This is a genomic window from Alphaproteobacteria bacterium (assembly GCA_035625915.1).
Taxonomy (GTDB): Bacteria; Pseudomonadota; Alphaproteobacteria; order JACZXZ01; family JACZXZ01; genus DATDHA01.
In genome coordinates this window covers 12,633-28,443 of sequence record DASPOR010000052.1, presented here as the reverse complement: position 1 = coordinate 28,443, position 15,811 = coordinate 12,633, and the positions used below count along the sequence as shown (strand labels likewise).

Sequence of the window (15,811 nt, the reverse complement as noted above, 5' to 3'; positions counted from 1 at the left end):
TTAAAGGAAAATTCGGTTTGGCTACGGGTGCGCTAAGTGGGCTGAGGGGCAAGCCATACCGGGTGGGCGGCAACACTTGCCGGTCAGGGTTGCCGATTAAGCCGTTTTTAATGATAACGGCCCACTCTCGGCGCGCTACCGCCACAAGGGGCGCTTCGCGATCTCATGAAAGTCGATCCGATCAATTCCCTGAGAGCCGGCACCGTCCGCAGAAGTGAGCGTACCCGCGGAAGCACTGGCGCTGGCTTCGTCCTTGAAGGGGCCGACGAAGCGGAGGCCATTGGAATTACCGCCAAGGCCCCGATGACCGCGGTCGAAGCCCTTCTTGCACTTCAGGAAGTGACGGCGGACGTTCTCAGCAAGCACCCGCCGAAGGTACGCGCGAATGCCGTGCTCGATCAGCTCGAGGAAGTCCGCACGGGCCTTCTCCTTGGCTTCATTCCCCGCGGCCACCTCGAAAGACTCGGGCGCTTGGCGGAAGAGTTGAAGGAGGACCTCGAGGACCCAAAGCTGACGGAGATCCTTGGCGAAATCGAACTACGCGCCAAGGTGGAGATAGCGAAATTACGTCAACTTTCTTGATGCAGGCGTCTCGCCACAGTGATTTGAAATGTCAAGCCTCCTTGTTCTCTTGATGCCCTCGGCTCACCTCCCTATAGTGCCGCCGACTTGAGTTTCGGGGGTTTGGAGTGACGGAATGATTCGGCCTACGCTTCCACCAGATTATCGGCCGCACGAGCGAGAGCCCTTCATGAATGAAATGCAGCGGGAATACTTCCGCCAGAAGCTCTTGCGCTGGCGGGACGAGCTGCTGCGGGACTCGTCGCAAACCTTGGCCCATCTCCAGGAGGAGAGCCTCCAGGAGCCTGACATCGCGGACCGTGCGTCGCTCGAGACCGACCGATCGCTCGAGCTTAGAACGCGAGACCGGGAACGCAAATTGATCGCCAAGATTGACGATGCGTTGCGACGCATCGAGGAAGGCACATACGGGTATTGCGAGGAGACGGCGGAACCGATCAGTCTTAAGCGTCTTGAGGCGCGACCGATCGCAACGCTTAGTATCGAGGCGCAGGAGCGCCACGAACGGCTAGAGCGCACCCAGCGGGACGAATAACCGCCGACACGGGCGGACATCTAAAAATGATTAGGGCGGGTAAGACCGCAGCCGGTCGCTTATCCCGCCCCCCAAGTGACGGGCGCGGGCGTCGGGGACCGCATGGGGTCCGGCCTGTCCGAGCGCTCAACTGCCAGTGTCGACCGCTTGCCAATACTGGGAGTTAATGCCACCGATGATCGCATCGTGGTTCATTTGGAGGCAACGCCTGAGCGTTGGAGGCCACGGGCTCGTTGCACCGAGACGGCAACTCGAATAAATCGACGCGACCTCCACGATCATTGGGTCCGATCGATCGGCCTGAATTTCATCACTCACGACCTGTCGCCAGATTTTGTCGCTCGTGGCAAGGTCGACGCCGATTTGCGACGGCAGGGCGTTGATTAGCCGATTTAAGATTCGCACCCGACCCAATTCATGCGAGTCCGAATCGAACAGGGTCGATGCAACGCTATGCCACGACTCACGCGCCCTCACGATTTCGTCGTCCGTGATAGGCTGAGGATCGTTCTCGACTGCTTGGGGTGCAAGCATGAGTTCGGGCGACACGGCAACCGCGATGCCAGCACCACCGTGCTCTTGCAGGATCGACTGAGGCACGCTTACCTTGACCGCGTGAAAGTCGCGCTCACTTGCGACCTGCACATTGGGCGCGTCCGAAATCCGGCTCTCCACGCCATTCTTGTCAATCAGAACGAGTGTGATTTTGTCGGGATCAAGCGGCCGATAGGGCGCCCCATCGATCGGCATTGCGCGGTCGCGCTCAAGGCAAAATGCGGAAAGCTCGACCGTGCATTCCCCGTCGGCACATGTCATCGAGATCGGCTCGGCGCTGGCGACGACGCCAAGTAATTGTGACGCGGCGAGCGCATTCGACAACGAAAATGCCGACGCACCGCAAATCGCGAATGCGAGCAACCGAATGTACATGGCCATCTCCACTTTAAACACAGACCCAACCTGGCGCGGGCTGGGCCGGCTGCCGGGATGACGCACATTGTGTTCGGCTGAGAGTCCCGGGACGGCCAAGCGACCCGCCCATTCGGCCTCAGTGTAAACCCGACGCGGCGCCCGACAAAGCCTCAATCGGCGTTCCAGGCGGACGGGTGGCGAGCGGAACGATAATCGGACGGCTTTGCGCCGAAAGACGTGCCGAAGCAGCATCAGCACGGCAAGGCAGATCGAGGCAAGCGCCGCCTATTGAGACTGATATGGGTGCGCGTTCGACGCTTCGAGGCGCCCCTAAGCCTCAATCAGAATGGGAAGAGGAAGTCGTAGATCTGCTGCCCATAGCGCGGCTGCTGCACGTCGGTGATTTGGCCCCGTCCGCCATAGGAAATGCGCGCCTCGGCGATCATGGAGGAATCGATTGAGTTCGTCGAATCGATATCCTCTGGGCGGATCACGCCATTGACGACGAGTTCGCGCACCTCGAAATTCACCCGAATCTCCTGGCGACCCTGAATCACCAAATTTCCATTCGGCATGACCTGCGTCACGACGGCCGCCATCTTGATTTGGATTGTTTCGTTGCGGCTGACCGCGCCTGTCCCTTGGCTCGAACCGTCGCTGCTCATGTGTACGAGATTGTTGGGATCGTAGGCCTTTGGAAAAATCTTGCCGATAAAGCTGGGGCTTTCCAGCCCATAGAGGTTGGGGGTCGCCGCATCCTCGTTGGCCTTCGTCGAGCGCGTCGTCGTGTTGTTGATTTGCCCCTGGTCCTGGATGTTAACACTCACAGTCAAGACGTCACCAACAAGCTTCGCGCGCTGATCTTTGAAGAATGCACGCGCACCCGGACGCCAAAGCGAATTCTCGCCCGTATCCACTTGCTGGACAGCCGGTTGTGGCAAGGATACCGGGCGATAGCCGGGTGCAGTCGTCGGATCTTCGATGTGGGTCAGGCCGGGTGTATTGCCGACCTCGCTAAGGCGGCTGAGCGGCGCGCAGCCAACCGCACTTCCCGCAACCAAGGCGATAAAGGTCAAGCGAAGCTTAACTCGGCTCTGACGATCGGCCTTGCGAACGGGCATCACGCTCTCCTGATGGGCCGTCAAATGCTTCATATCAGTTGCTTGCAGCTTGCTGAATCGCTTGGACGACGACTGTGTCCGTGCTCGCCACGACGCCGTCCAGTTCGCGCTTGCTTTCGAGATTCATGATTCGAACAGTCTCGCCTTTTGCGCCGTCCTGCATGGCTTTTCCGCGAAGGCTAATCACCATGTATGGGGTCTGGTAGATCATGGTAACGAGCGATCCTTTGGTCACGAGAATTGGTGGATGAACGTCGCTCGCGCGAACGGGCTCGCCCGGACGAAGCAGGTGAGCCGCTGTCTGGCCGACCAGCTGGTCGGCGTCGGCGACGACGTTGGCATCGAGGCGATCGGCAGCAAGCTTCACCAGGTTGAGATCGCTCCGACGAACGATTTCATCGCGATTGATGGCGCGGGTTGGCACCGGCACCTCGATCACGTGCACAACGTGGCCCGTAAGCGACACCATCGAGTCATTAACGCTCGGATCCGTGATAAGCAGGGCCGAAAAACGGCGATTTTGCGCGTCATACCTGAGATCGCGGATTTGCAGAGGGGACGTGGATTCCGCCGGCACGTAGAAGCGCAGAGTATCATTGTCGAGTGCAACCTGATCGTCTTTGCCAACACCCGATTTCTCGAGTTCGCCCGCGACGAGTGTCGCAATCTGGTCGCGGTCGATAAGTCTCCCTGCGCGCTCGACGATCGCGCGATCGAAACGACTCTGAGGAACCCAGTTAACGCCTTGCGCCCGCGTGATATCGACAAGCCGCTCGGCATCGAGCACAAGGCGTTCGCCGGGCCGCGGCGAATAGGCTGCCGGCAGGTTGGCCTTGCTCGGGGAAAGATTATTGAAAAGATCGCCTAGCCGCACGATGTCGCCCTTGACAACGACGGCAGGGTTCAACAGCGGTTCGCTTTCCGCGTGCGCGGGAGTTCCGAACGTGACTGCGCCGAGTGTGGCGAGCCCGATTGCCAAACGGACGACCGCATTGAGCATGAATACCTCCGTGACCGCGCGCTATCTCATTTGAGTGAGGGTGGAGAGCATCTGGTCCGAGGTCTCGATTACCTTCGAGTTCATTTCGTAGGCCCTCTGCGCCGTGATCAAGTTGCTGATCTCCTGCACGACATTGACGTTCGAGGTTTCGAGAAAACCTTGACTCAACGTACCGAAGCCGGGTGAACCGGGCACGCCAAGGGTCGCTTGGCCAGAGGCCGCGGTGTCCTGCAAGAGGTTGTTGCCGAGTGCGGTAAGACCCGCTTCATTCTGGAAGGTCGCAAGCTGAAGCTGCCCGACGTTTTGCGGCTGAACTTGGCCCGAAATCGTGGCAAGCACATCGCCCGACTGGTCGATCGTAACGTCCATCGCGTTTGGTGGAACGGTGATGCCCGGTTGCACCACGTATCCGTCTGCGGTGACGAGCTGTCCCGTGCTACTCAGCTGGAAGGACCCTGCGCGGGTGTATGCGTTGGTCCCATCGGGCAGGCGCACCTGGAAATAGCCCTTGCCTTGTATGGCGAGGTCGTACTGGTTGCTGGTCTGCTGCAGATTGCCTTGCTGGGCGATGCGATATACGGCGGCGGTCTTCACGCCCAGGCCGAATTGCACGCCAGTCGGGACCACGGTTCCATCCGCCGACGAATTCGAGCCGACGCGGAGCTGGTTTTGATAAAGCAGGTCCTGGAATTCGGCACGCCGAGCCTTGTAGCCTGTCGTGTTGATATTCGCGATGTTGTTCGAGATGACATCGACGTTCATCTGCTGGGCCTGCATTCCCGTCGCTGCGATGCTCAAAGATCTCATGGGTAGGCGTCCCTTTCGCTATGAGTCTCAGGCATCCTTCGTGAGGGCGTCGATCATCTTGGTCTGACGATCGTTCTCTGCGCTGATGACGCGCTGTGCAGCCTCGATGCCGTGTTGGATTTGTAGAAGATGGGTGAGCTCGGTTACCGGCTGAATGTTCGAGCCTTCGATCGAGCCTTGAATTACCTTGCTCCCGCTTGCGGGAATAGGCGTTGTGGCGCTGGCGTCGAACAAGTTGGCGCCCTCTGGGCTTAGGGCGTTCGGATCGTCGAAGCGCACAAGTTGAAGACGCGCAAGCTGGCCGGACTCGGTGCTGATGGTCCCGTCCTGGCTGACGGTTACATGGGTCTGACCCGGTGCCACGGCGATCGGATTGCTGTGCTCGTCGAGGACCGTGTCGCCTGCAAGGTCGACGATCTGACCCTGCGCGTTGAGCGCAAAAGCACCCGCGCGCGTGTAGCGCGTCCCATTTGGCGTATTCACTGCGAAGAAGCCGTCGCCGCTTACTGCGAGGTCAAGCGAATTGCCGGTTGGCGTGAGCGGACCCTCTTCGAAATTCCGTGAAACGCCGATGTCCTGCGGGAAATTTAGCTGCTGGTCCTGGCCGGGCCCAAGTTCGGCAAGGTAGTTGGTGAAAAGGACGCGCTCTCCCTTGAATGCCGTCGTGCTGGCATTCGCGATATTGTTCGCGACGATGTCCATTTGACGTGTCAATGCGAGCTGATTCGCCAGCGCGATGTAGGTCGTGTTATCCATGGCGGCCTGCGGGACTCCCCATTGCGGCATTCGGGCGCCGCTTCAAGTGCAGACCGCGTGCCAACTCAATTATTCAGCAATTTCAATGATCTGCCGACATACGGCGAGCGCGCTCCGCGGATTTCGGGCAGGCTTTGCCGGGCAGTTCTTGCCCGTTTTCCGGCACGGGGGGTGGGAGCGAGTTTCGAAGCGGCGCCAGCGATGCAAAGATTGCCGCTCCTTCAATGCATTGTTAACCAGCCGGGCGCTACCCTCCGCCCACGAAATGCCTGAATGATTAGTCGGCTTCTACTGCCGGATCCCTTGCGAGGGCGCGAATGACAGACCAGACGATGGACGAGACTGCCGCCGAGGAGCCGGCCAAAGTCCCTAAGAAGGGGTTCGGCGGCAAAAAACTCATCCTTTTCATCGTGCTCCCGATCCTGCTTCTGTGCGGTGGCGCCGCCGCAGTCTATTTCACGGGCGCCTTCGGTCTCATCGGCAAGAAAGAGGCGGAAGTGCAGCCGCAAAAGCCCAAGCAGGCGATTTTCTATTCGATTCCCGACATCCTCGTGAATCTGAACTCGGTCAACAAGAAGACTCATTTTTTGAAACTCAGTATCGCATTCGAGCTCAATGAAGCCGCGGACCAGGAAAAACTTCAAGCCGTCATGCCGCGCATCATCGACAACTTCCAAGTTTACCTGCGGGAGCTGCATGTCGAAGACCTCGCGGGCGCGACCGGGATTCAGCGATTGCGCGAGGAACTCCTTGTTCGTGTCAATTCGGCTATTCAGCCGGTCGTCGTCAAGGACGTTCTATTCAAAGAAATGCTTGTTCAATAGCGTTCGCACGCAAGGATCATGAGCGAAAAGAGCCAAGAAGAACTGGCTTCACAGTCGGGAGCGGCCGAGGGCGAGGACGCAGCTCCCGGCCAAACCCGTGTCCTCAACCAAGATGAAATCGACAGCCTGCTCGGTTTTGGCAAGGGTGAGGGTGAAGGCGCCGATGGCATCAAGGCCATCATCAACTCCGCACTTGTTGCCTATGAACGACTGCCGATGCTTGAGGTGGTCTTCGACCGGCTCGTGCGCATGATGACGACGAGCCTCAGGAACTTTACCTCCGACAACGTCGAAGTCTCGCTCGATCAGATGTTTTCGGTTCGCTTCGGCGACTATCTGAACTCGATCCCACTTCCAGCCATGCTATCCGTCTTCAAGGTAGACGAGTGGGACAATTACGGGATGATGGTGGTCGATAGTGCGCTCATCTATTCGATCGTAGATGTGCTGCTCGGGGGTCGCCGCGGCACGGCGGCGATGCGCATCGAGGGCCGGCCCTATACAACGATCGAACGCAATCTCGTTGAGCGCATGATCCGTGTGGTATTGGCGGATCTATGCACGGCATTCGAGCCGATTGCACCCGTATCGTTCAAATTCGATCGGCTGGAAACCAATCCCCGATTCGCAACGATCGCACGGCCCGGAAATGCGGCCATCGTGGCACGGCTAAGGATCGACATGGAGGATCGTGGCGGGCGATTCGAGATTGTCTTTCCCTACGCCACTCTCGAGCCGGTGCGCGAACTTTTGTTGCAAATGTTCATGGGCGAAAAATTCGGCCGCGACTCGATCTGGGAAACTCACTTGGCGACGGAACTTTGGCACACGCATGTAGACCTCGTCGCCGTATTGGACCAACAGTTTATGAGCCTGGATGACATAATGAAGCTCGAAGTCGGAACCCGCATCATGCTCAATGCTACGGCCGATGCACAGATCCTGCTCCGATGCGGCGATGTACAGCTCTATCATGGCCGAATGGGTCGCAAGGGTTCGCAAATCGCCGTGCGAATCGACAAAAGTGTGCGCGAAGAATGGGAGGCCCCGTGAACGTCACCCCCGCGCTTTTCTTCGACGGAACGATCACTGCCCTGCTCATCGCGGCGATCGCGTACATGGCGATATTGAGCCGCCGGCTGACGGCATTTCGGGCAATGAAGCCCGAGCTAGAGAATGTGCTCGCAAATTTCGGCGAAGCTGCGCAAAGGGCGGACTTGAGCATCGCTAAACTGAAAACTGTGAGCAATGGGGCCCTCCAGCTCGACAAACAGGATCGAGAGCGTATCGACCGAGCTTTCGGCATCCGGGACGATCTCGCCTTTCTGCTCGAGCGCGGTAACGAGTTGGCGGACCGTTTGGCGGACGGTGTCCGGCTTGCGCGGGACATTGCAGCGGGACCCAAAATCGAAGGAGTCCCAATCGCATTGGATAAAAGGTTGGCAGACCCGAAACCGTTCACGAAAATTCGCAATTCCGCTGGCTTTGGAGTCGAAAGAGCCGGCGCTGCCTCCGAGACCGAGCGGGTCCTTCGTGAAGCTCTTGAACAGGCCCGTTTATGATGGGGCCGCAATAATGCGACGCCAATTCCTTACGCGGCTTCGACCGGTTCCGATCGCCATCGTTCTCGCGATTCTCACGCTAACGGTGCGGGTCGGAAACCTGTGGCACGATGTTTACATACAAGGCGCAAGTGCGGCCCAGACGGCAAACGATGCACCGCCCGCCAAGACGCCGACAGACGCATCCTCAGTACCCTCTACTCAACCGACGGCGGCTGCCCCCCTGACACCGGTTGCGGTCGATGCCAAGGCCATCACCACCGCACCCTCATCGCCTGATCCATCCCATGATCAAACCACCGGATCGGACAAGCCTACGACCGCGTTGCCGATCGATCTGACCGATTCGGAATTCGGGCTGTTGCAAAACCTCGCGCAACGTCACGAGGACCTTGAGCGACAGGCGCACGATCGCGAGCAGGCATTGGATCTGCGAGAGGGCCTGCTCAAGGCGGCCGAGAAACGGCTGGACGACAAGATCGCAAAGCTGAGCGAGCTCCAAGCCAGCCTCGATGACCTTCTCAAGAAGTACGATACGAAAACGGACGCGCAGCTCCAGAGCCTGGTCAAGACATATGAGACGATGAAGCCTAGAGACGCAGCGCGGATTTGGGACGAGCTCGATATGTCGGTGCTCATCCAGCTCGTCGAGCACATGCGTGAGCAGAAAGCGGCTCCGATACTGGCGGCGATGAATCCCGACACGGCCAAGCGCGTCACGGATGAGCTGGTACACCGCCGGCAGCTGCCCGGTTCGGACATCCCGCCCAACGGCTGACGCGCGGGAATCCTGACGTTTTACTGGAAATTAACCTCCCCCAACTAGGTTGGAACGGCAAAGTTCTTCCTCCTGTAGATGCGTCCGTCGAAGCGAGAGCAAGATCGATGTCCGTCGACAAGAACATGCCGATCCTGATCGTGGACGACTACAAAACCATGCTTCGAATCATCCGGAATTTGTTGAAGCAGATCGGGTTCGACAATGTCGACGAAGCCACCGACGGCAGCATGGCGCTGCGCAAACTGCGCGACAAGCAATATGGCCTCGTCATCTCCGATTGGAACATGGGGCCTATGACAGGGCTTCAACTCCTTCGTGAAGTCCGCGCGGACACAATCCTCAAAGGCGTGCCCTTCATCATGGTTACTGCGGAAAGCAAAACTGAAAACGTCGTAATGGCGCGCGAGGCCGGCGTGAACAACTACATCGTAAAGCCATTTAATGCGGCAACGCTGAAGACGAAACTCTCGTCGGTACTCGGCATGTTCTAGGAGAAGTTAATGGCCGATCGTGGATCGAACCGCAAGTCAAGCACTGACCGTACGAGCGCCAAAGCCGATCGTCCAAATGCGCGCCACGCGATGGATATCGAGTCGGTCGTGACGCGCATGCTCGATTCAACGGAGCGCGACTTTATCGACGCCGAAATCAAGCTCTATCGTGAACTCGCGGGGTTGGCCCGCTTTATCCAAGCGGCTAAGGCGGAGATCGCTGCACTAAGCCCGGATGATATCAGCTCGACTCACATCCCGACGGCGACTAACGAGCTCGATGCGATAGTCGGTGCGACCGAAAGCGCTACAAACGCGATCATGAGTGCCGCGGAGCACATCGAACGACTTCGTGACGAGGTGCCTGGCAGTGCCGTCGCTAGGCTTAGCGAAGCGGTGACAAGGATCTATGAAGCCTGCAGCTTTCAAGACATTACCGGCCAGCGCATCACGAAGGTGGTCGCTGCGCTCAAGCATATCGACGAGAAGGTAACCGCCCTCATCGGGGTGCTGGACGGAGAGATCCTGCACGACAAGCAAGCGAAGCCGCTCAAAAGCGAGCCGACAGAATTGCCAGTTGGAGAAGACGTGTTGGATGGGCCGCGGCGCTCGGCCGACACTAAATCGCAGGCAGAGATCGACGCCTTGCTCGCAAGCTTCGACTGACCACCAATGGACGCCGGCGATTCCCTCACGACATCGGAAGGGCAAGGTCGCAATATTCTCCAATTGCTCGCCCTTTTTCTGCTCTTATTGTCGTTCTTCATCCTGCTTAACAGCCTTTCAAGCTTCGAGCCCAAAAAAATCCCTGCGGTGCTCGGGTCGGTCAACGACACGTTTTCCGGCTGGCATCCCATTGCGCGGGACCATCTGTATGTCGACGCCGGCAATCGCGCGGCGCTCGAGCAATTTCAGTCGCGGTTGCGAGAAGCGCTGCTTAGTACGGTACCAGAAGCACGCCTGGAGGGAGAGTCCGCCGGTGGACCCATGCGCGTGAGGCTGCACGCCGACGAGCTCTTTGCACACGGCGGCGCCGCATTGCGACCTGATCGCGCACTCTTGCTCAATGGATTGGCGGAGGCGCTCAACACCCATCCGGCCGACCTGCGCTTCGATATTGAACTCGTGTTCGAGGTGGATGGGTCGCACGACGCGGCCGCCATCAAGCAGGCCGAAAGCCTAGCCCGTGCGCTGGCGGACGCCGGCGCGCCAGAGGTTGGGATCTCGATCGGATTGCGCCCGGGTAATGCGGGAGTGGTCGAGCTTGCGTTCCAGGTGAGGCACATAGCCCGGCCACCTAACCGCAGCTCGGCTGAGAATTTGCAATCGGTGACGAACCGTTGGGAAGAACGATGACTGCCCGGCGCCCTTCAACAGAGGGGTCGGTCCAGGGGGGTGCGGCATGGCTCGTGTCGATGACCGACCTTGTTTCGATCCTACTTTGTTTTTTCATCATGCTGTTCTCGATGTCGAGCGTTGACACGGATCAGTGGCGAGGTCTTGCGAGTGCCGACACGGCGGACCGCGATCCGATAGTCGACGATCTGGCCTCGGAACCCGCGGCAGAGTTTCCAGTGCCACGAGCGAACTTCACGAGTGGAACTGACCTTGGCTATCTCGCGGCCATCATTGCGGGCAAATTCGCGGCCGACCCGCTGCTGCGCAGCGCAACGCTTGCACAGAGCGAAAAGGGCTTGACCATTTCGTTACCTGGCAAATTGCTGTTCGACGGGGGAAGTGCGGAACCCGCATCGTCCGCGCGCGATGCGCTCGTCCGCTTGAGCAGCATTTTGAGCATGCTCAACAACAGGATTGAAATATTGAGCTCCGGCGACGGAGTGCGAATGAGCAATGGGATTTTCACGTCGAATTGGGAACTTGGACTCGCGCGGGCGGGGGCGGTGGCAGGTATCTTAAGTAAAGCGGGCTACGACCGCGCAATAACCGCATTCGGCCAAGCCGATACGTCCGGCGTCGGTTACGGGGACAGCCGCGCCGGGCCCGAGCGCCAGGACTTCGCTCGCTTTGTCGACATCGTCATTTGCCCCAATGGGGCGGAGGCCCAACCATGAGATTTGGCGCTTTGCTACAACCCTTCGTCGTCACAGTGGCCATCGGCTTGACGATGCCGGGACATGCCGAGGCAACGGACGCAGTCGTGATTGCGACGGGCCATCATCCCGGCTATGGCCGCATCGCATTCCGTTGGCCAGCACCAATCAGTTTTGACGTGACAAGAGACGGAACCGAAGTCGTCGTGCACTTCGATCGTGCGCTAAGCGGTCGATTTGACAGAATACCGGTCGACCTCGGCGACTATGTCGCGACCGCCCGCCTTGACGATGACGGATCGACAATTCGGCTCAAGCTCAAGGACGCCGTTGAGATCAAAAGCTTCAAGGATGGCCCGAAAGTCGCGGTCCTCGATCTGATGGATTCCGGCGGTTCCGCCCAGTCCTCTCCTGCAGCGCTGACGAAGCCCGAACCGGCGGGAGCCCAGAAATCTGGCGCCGAACGGAGCGCTGCCGTGGCGAAGCCTGTTGCCGATCAGACCGGCGTGGACGGTCCACGTGTCGATGTCCGGCTTGGCGAGCACAAAGACTACGATCGGATCGTTTTCGACTGGCCGCGCAATGTGGGCTATGCGATTTCACGCATGGGCGATCGCGTTGTTATTGCTTTCAGTGCCCCGGCCCGCGTCGATCTTGCATACCTAGGACGCAAGCCGTCACGATTTGCCAAGACTGTCACGACGGAAATATCGCCGTCGGGTACCACGGTCACGTTGACCCTGGCGCCGGAGAGCGGGTTGCGCGCCTTACGCGACGGGCCCAGAATCGTGGTCGATTTGCTTGCGACTGCCGCGCAGGCGAAAGGTGCAAAGGACGTCGCTGCGACCGCTGCCGAAGCAAACGCAATGGCCGCAAGTTTCGATGCGGTCATGGTAAAGGTTATTCCGCCCGTCGAACATTCGGCGGCGACTTCACCACCACCACTTATGGTATCGCCGACGGCCGCGCAGAATTTGAAAAAGGCCGAGCAGCACCGGCAAGCGGCATCCATTCTCACGGGGGGCGCCCTCGCCGACGCGATCACTGTCGAGTATTCGGCAAGCGACACAAGCGCGACATTTCGCTTCCCGTGGTACGACGGGACGGCCCTCGCAGCCTTTCGCCGCGCCGACGACGTTTGGCTTGTATTCGATCGTCCCGCGGTTCTCGATCTCGGGCAAGTGCCAGCAACCGGCGACGGCAAGAATTTCTCTTCCATAGAGCAGTTGCCGCATCTCAGGGGGGCAGTCGTACGCATAAAAGTGAAGCCCGGTGTGACGCCAGCGCTCACGAAGCAGGACACCACCTGGACTGTAGAGCTTGCGCAAGGACTTGATCGACCGGCCACCCCCATTGCGGTCAAGCCCGAGCCCAAATCGCCAATCGGGCCGCGTGTCACGATGCCAATGGACAATGCGGCCTTTCCTCTCGACGTGGTTGACCCTGAGGGAGGCGACAAACTGGTCGTCGTCCCGGTTTCGGCGCCGGGCCTTGGTATTTTCCAGAACCGCAGCTACGTCGACTTCCGCCTGCTTGACAGCGCGCAAGGCATTGTGGTCGAGCCGAAAGCCGACGGCATCGTCGTCACCGCCCGCAAGGACGGCGTCGACGTCCTCGGCGAGCCGGGGCTGAACCTGTCGGCGATTACCGAACTGCCGTCCTCGGGCCTCGTATTCGGAAACGGTGAAAACGCGCCCTCCCTCTTCGACTTCCCCGCCTGGTGCGAAGTGGGAATCGAGTCGCCAATCGGGCGCAAGCAAGAGCTTCAGACCAAGCTCTCCGAAGCCGTGCCGTTGGCGCGCAATATGATCCGTCTCGATTTGGCGCGATTCTATTTCGCCGAGGGTTTGGCCCCGGAAGCCTTGATCTTGGTCGAAAGGATCGCTAAGGAGCAACCGGATCTCGCCGATGCGGTTGACGTAAAAGTCATGCGAGGCGCTCTTCTTGCGCTCGTTCGAGATTTCAAAAGTGCCAAGCACGTGCTTGACGATCCGAGCCTCGCGACCGTACCGGAGGCGGCCCTCTGGCGCGCCGCCGTTGCCGCGTCCATGCGCGACTACGGCTTGGCGGAGCAACAATTCTTCCTGGGTGGCGCCCTCATCGCGCGTTATCCCCATGCGTTGCAAGTTCATCTTGGATTGCTTGCCGCCGAAACTCTGATCGCGCGCGGCGACGATGTGCGGGCGAGTACCCTCCTCGATGGCTATGCCAAATCCGATCTAACGGACGCAGAGCGCGGCCGAGTTGCGTATCTACGCGGCCGAGAGCGTTTACTCGCTCACCGGACCGCCGAAGCGGTTTCGGATTTTGAGGAGGCGGAGAAAGGTGCATCCCCATTCGACAGCGCACGTGCGACGCTTGCCCGCGTTGAATTGCTTGAGTCAACGGGAAAACTCAGCCGGGCCGAGGCGATCGATCAGCTCGACAAGCTACGTTATAAATGGCGTGGCGACAGCTTCGAGTTCGAACTGCTGAACGACCTCGCCGAGCTCTATCGCGCGGACGGCAACTATCGCGAAAGCCTGATCTCGTTCCGTCGCTCGCTGACCTATTTCCCGGATCAGCCTGGCGGCAAGGAGCTCGCCCAATCGATGGCGCAGATTTTCTCGGATCTCTATGTGAAGGGAGAGGCAGAGAAACTTTCACCACTCCTGGCGATTGCCGTCTACAACGAATTCAAGGAATTGAGCCCGACCGGTCCGGATGGCGATACAGTCGCATTTCATCTCGCTGATCGGCTGGTCGCAGCCGATCTTCTGATCAATGCCGAGGAAACGCTTGAGAACCTAGTCAAGACGCGGCTCGACGGCCAACGCAAGGCGGATGCGGGCACACGCCTCGCAAAAGTTTATCTGCTCGATGCCAAACCCGCGCAAGCAATCGCGGCTCTCAAGGAGAGTTCCGTCGACGACATCGCCGAGCCACTTGTCGGCGAACGTCGCCGCGTCGAGGTTGAGGCGCTCATCGCTGAAGGCAAATCCCAGGACGCCCTCGAGCGGCTCGCGGGTGACGCGAGCGTGGGAGCGGACAGGATTCGCGCCGAGCTTTACTGGAGGAGCCAACAATGGCTCGACGCAACGCTTGTCTATGAGCGCTTAGCCACAGGATGGCCGCGTGAGAACGTGAAGCTCGATGTCGAGCAAAGCGATATCGCACTGCATTGGGTAATAGCGCTCACTCTGCTGGGTAACGGCGATGCAGTCGAGGTGCTTCGCGCGCGCTTCGAGCCTGCCTTTCCCGACGGACCGGCACGCAATGCCTTTCTCGTTGTGACGAGCGATACCGGAAAATCCGGCGACGGGTTCCGCAAACTTGCGACGACAGTCGGACAAGTCGATCTCTTCAAGTCTTTCATGGACGGCTACCGCAAGGAATTCCTCTCCCGCGCCAAACTGGAATCCACGATTCCCGCGCAAAGTACAAGTTGAGTTGGGGAGGTCGCCGCGTGCCGCGGCCGCAAGGGATCGCGTCAACAGCTAAAATCGTGGGATGCCTGCCCGGAATTCTTCCGTTGCCGGATGCGCACGCGTTCGTCTGGCTTTGCACCTAAGTCGCTCGGTCGCCCGGTGCATTCGCCGGCAAAAGGCGTAAGCAGCGCGTTTTGATTGCGTGGATCTTGATAGGGCTACAGCATTTCTGCAGAAACGCTCACCCGCCGCCGAAGCTTTGGACGAGCGAGCCCGCCACGAGGTACCAACCGTCGACCAGAACGAAAAAGATCAGCTTGAAGGGAAGGGAGATCAAAACGGGCGGCAACATCATCATGCCCATCGACATGAGCACGGACGCAACCACGAGGTCGATCACGATGAATGGCACGAAGAGCAGAAAGCCGATCTCGAATGCGCGCCGGAGTTCGCTGATCATAAATGCGGGAAGAAGTGCCCGGAGCGGTGTTTGATCGGGCTCTGCCACGGGTCCGTTCTTGGATATGTCGAGAAAGAGCGACAAGTCCTTCTCACGAACGTGCTGCATCATAAAGAGATGGACTGGCGCAGTCGCGCGCTTCATAGCCTCTTCCTCGTCGATTTTCTGCTCGACGAGGGGGCGAATGCCGTCGTCATACGATTTCTGTACGGTCGGCATCATGACAAAGGCGGTGAGGAAAAGCGCGAGGCTGATAAGCACCGAATTCGGCGGCGTTTGCTGAAGGCCGAGCGCCGTCCTGAGGAAGGATAGCACGACCACGATTCGCGTAAATGACGTTACCATCACGAGAATCGAAGGTGCGATGCTGAGGAGCGTGAGAAGGGCGATGAGTTGAACGATGCGCCCGGTGTTTGTGCCGCCAGTCCCGCCTAGATCGAGATTGAGGGACTGCGCCTGAGCATGCTCGATCGCCGCCCCCGAGCAGACCAACAAGATCAGGCCGATTGGCAGAAGCGCTCG

The 15,811-nt window shown here is 59.2% G+C and carries 17 protein-coding genes; 11 read left to right on the top strand and 6 right to left on the bottom strand.

The window, feature by feature from the left end; translation table 11 throughout:
* Nucleotides 1–165: 165 nt before the first annotated feature.
* Both VEJ16_05065 and dksA read left to right on the top strand, forming a co-directional pair.
* Nucleotides 166–582, top strand: a complete 417-nt coding sequence (locus VEJ16_05065; protein ID HYB09020.1) for a flagellar assembly protein FliX — start codon at nucleotides 166–168, stop codon at nucleotides 580–582.
* Nucleotides 583–700: 118 nt separating this feature from the next.
* Entirely contained in the window at nucleotides 701–1,117 is a 417-nt protein-coding gene (gene dksA / locus VEJ16_05060) for an RNA polymerase-binding protein DksA (protein ID HYB09019.1), read from the top strand.
* 126 nt (nucleotides 1,118–1,243) lie between these two features.
* On the opposite strand, the gene VEJ16_05055 is transcribed toward dksA, so the two are convergent.
* The 5 genes from VEJ16_05055 to flgF form a co-directional block, all read right to left on the bottom strand.
* Nucleotides 1,244–2,047, bottom strand: coding sequence for a hypothetical protein (locus VEJ16_05055; GenBank protein HYB09018.1), 804 nt, complete (start codon nucleotides 2,045–2,047; stop codon nucleotides 1,244–1,246).
* Nucleotides 2,048–2,370: 323 nt separating this feature from the next.
* Entirely contained in the window at nucleotides 2,371–3,150 is a 780-nt protein-coding gene (gene flgH, locus VEJ16_05050) for a flagellar basal body L-ring protein FlgH (protein HYB09017.1), read from the bottom strand.
* A gap of 34 nt (nucleotides 3,151–3,184) precedes the next feature.
* The gene (gene flgA, locus VEJ16_05045) at nucleotides 3,185–4,150 is read right to left on the bottom strand and encodes a flagellar basal body P-ring formation chaperone FlgA (protein ID HYB09016.1); all 966 of its coding nucleotides are present in this window, start codon (nucleotides 4,148–4,150) and stop codon (nucleotides 3,185–3,187) included.
* Nucleotides 4,151–4,171: 21 nt separating this feature from the next.
* Nucleotides 4,172–4,957, bottom strand: a complete 786-nt coding sequence (gene flgG / locus VEJ16_05040) for a flagellar basal-body rod protein FlgG (GenBank protein ID HYB09015.1) — start codon at nucleotides 4,955–4,957, stop codon at nucleotides 4,172–4,174.
* 27 nt (nucleotides 4,958–4,984) lie between these two features.
* Nucleotides 4,985–5,713 carry a flagellar basal-body rod protein FlgF gene (flgF, locus tag VEJ16_05035; protein HYB09014.1) on the bottom strand — a complete coding sequence of 243 codons (729 nt, stop codon included), beginning with the start codon at nucleotides 5,711–5,713 and terminating at the stop codon, nucleotides 4,985–4,987.
* 317 nt (nucleotides 5,714–6,030) lie between these two features.
* Here flgF and VEJ16_05030 point away from each other — a divergent pair, with 317 nt between their 5' ends.
* The 9 genes from VEJ16_05030 (at nucleotide 6,031) to VEJ16_04990 (ending at nucleotide 14,850) form a co-directional block, all read left to right on the top strand.
* Entirely contained in the window at nucleotides 6,031–6,537 is a 507-nt protein-coding gene (locus VEJ16_05030) for a flagellar basal body-associated FliL family protein (GenBank protein HYB09013.1), read from the top strand.
* A gap of 18 nt (nucleotides 6,538–6,555) precedes the next feature.
* Complete coding sequence (gene fliM / locus VEJ16_05025) at nucleotides 6,556–7,590, top strand: flagellar motor switch protein FliM (protein ID HYB09012.1); 1,035 nt, start codon at nucleotides 6,556–6,558, stop codon at nucleotides 7,588–7,590.
* Nucleotides 7,587–8,099: a DUF6468 domain-containing protein gene (locus VEJ16_05020; GenBank protein ID HYB09011.1), complete on the top strand. Its 513-nt coding sequence runs from the start codon at nucleotides 7,587–7,589 to the stop codon at nucleotides 8,097–8,099. Before fliM ends, VEJ16_05020 begins: the two co-directional genes overlap by 4 nt.
* 13 nt (nucleotides 8,100–8,112) lie before the next feature.
* Nucleotides 8,113–8,877 carry a hypothetical protein gene (locus VEJ16_05015; GenBank protein HYB09010.1) on the top strand — a complete coding sequence of 255 codons (765 nt, stop codon included), beginning with the start codon at nucleotides 8,113–8,115 and terminating at the stop codon, nucleotides 8,875–8,877.
* A gap of 107 nt (nucleotides 8,878–8,984) precedes the next feature.
* The gene (locus VEJ16_05010; GenBank protein ID HYB09009.1) at nucleotides 8,985–9,371 is read left to right on the top strand and encodes a response regulator; all 387 of its coding nucleotides are present in this window, start codon (nucleotides 8,985–8,987) and stop codon (nucleotides 9,369–9,371) included.
* Nucleotides 9,372–9,380: 9 nt separating this feature from the next.
* Nucleotides 9,381–10,037 (top strand): protein phosphatase CheZ, encoded by a 657-nt coding sequence (locus tag VEJ16_05005; protein ID HYB09008.1) that lies wholly within the window; start codon nucleotides 9,381–9,383, stop codon nucleotides 10,035–10,037.
* 6 nt (nucleotides 10,038–10,043) lie between these two features.
* Nucleotides 10,044–10,727 (top strand): hypothetical protein, encoded by a 684-nt coding sequence (locus tag VEJ16_05000; protein ID HYB09007.1) that lies wholly within the window; start codon nucleotides 10,044–10,046, stop codon nucleotides 10,725–10,727.
* Nucleotides 10,724–11,443 carry a flagellar motor protein MotB gene (locus tag VEJ16_04995; protein ID HYB09006.1) on the top strand — a complete coding sequence of 240 codons (720 nt, stop codon included), beginning with the start codon at nucleotides 10,724–10,726 and terminating at the stop codon, nucleotides 11,441–11,443. Before VEJ16_05000 ends, VEJ16_04995 begins: the two co-directional genes overlap by 4 nt.
* Entirely contained in the window at nucleotides 11,440–14,850 is a 3,411-nt protein-coding gene (locus VEJ16_04990) for a tetratricopeptide repeat protein (GenBank protein ID HYB09005.1), read from the top strand. Before VEJ16_04995 ends, VEJ16_04990 begins: the two co-directional genes overlap by 4 nt.
* A gap of 220 nt (nucleotides 14,851–15,070) precedes the next feature.
* Here the strand turns inward: VEJ16_04990 and fliP are convergent, their stop codons facing one another.
* The gene (gene fliP / locus VEJ16_04985; GenBank protein HYB09004.1) at nucleotides 15,071–15,802 is read right to left on the bottom strand and encodes a flagellar type III secretion system pore protein FliP; all 732 of its coding nucleotides are present in this window, start codon (nucleotides 15,800–15,802) and stop codon (nucleotides 15,071–15,073) included.
* Between the last annotated feature and the right edge of the window lie 9 nt (nucleotides 15,803–15,811).

Coding starts and splice junctions, on each gene's coding strand:
- VEJ16_05065 (HYB09020.1), top strand. CDS start 166: ATGAAAGTCGATCCGATCAATTCCCTGAGAGCCGGCACCGTCCGCAGA.
- VEJ16_05055 (HYB09018.1), bottom strand. CDS start 2,047: ATGTACATTCGGTTGCTCGCATTCGCGATTTGCGGTGCGTCGGCATTT.
- flgH (HYB09017.1), bottom strand. CDS start 3,150: ATGCCCGTTCGCAAGGCCGATCGTCAGAGCCGAGTTAAGCTTCGCTTG.
- flgA (HYB09016.1), bottom strand. CDS start 4,150: ATGCTCAATGCGGTCGTCCGTTTGGCAATCGGGCTCGCCACACTCGGC.
- flgG (HYB09015.1), bottom strand. CDS start 4,957: ATGAGATCTTTGAGCATCGCAGCGACGGGAATGCAGGCCCAGCAGATG.
- flgF (HYB09014.1), bottom strand. CDS start 5,713: ATGGATAACACGACCTACATCGCGCTGGCGAATCAGCTCGCATTGACA.
- VEJ16_05030 (HYB09013.1), top strand. CDS start 6,031: ATGACAGACCAGACGATGGACGAGACTGCCGCCGAGGAGCCGGCCAAA.
- fliM (HYB09012.1), top strand. CDS start 6,556: ATGAGCGAAAAGAGCCAAGAAGAACTGGCTTCACAGTCGGGAGCGGCC.
- VEJ16_05015 (HYB09010.1), top strand. CDS start 8,113: ATGCGACGCCAATTCCTTACGCGGCTTCGACCGGTTCCGATCGCCATC.
- VEJ16_05010 (HYB09009.1), top strand. CDS start 8,985: ATGTCCGTCGACAAGAACATGCCGATCCTGATCGTGGACGACTACAAA.
- VEJ16_05005 (HYB09008.1), top strand. CDS start 9,381: ATGGCCGATCGTGGATCGAACCGCAAGTCAAGCACTGACCGTACGAGC.
- VEJ16_05000 (HYB09007.1), top strand. CDS start 10,044: ATGGACGCCGGCGATTCCCTCACGACATCGGAAGGGCAAGGTCGCAAT.
- VEJ16_04995 (HYB09006.1), top strand. CDS start 10,724: ATGACTGCCCGGCGCCCTTCAACAGAGGGGTCGGTCCAGGGGGGTGCG.
- VEJ16_04990 (HYB09005.1), top strand. CDS start 11,440: ATGAGATTTGGCGCTTTGCTACAACCCTTCGTCGTCACAGTGGCCATC.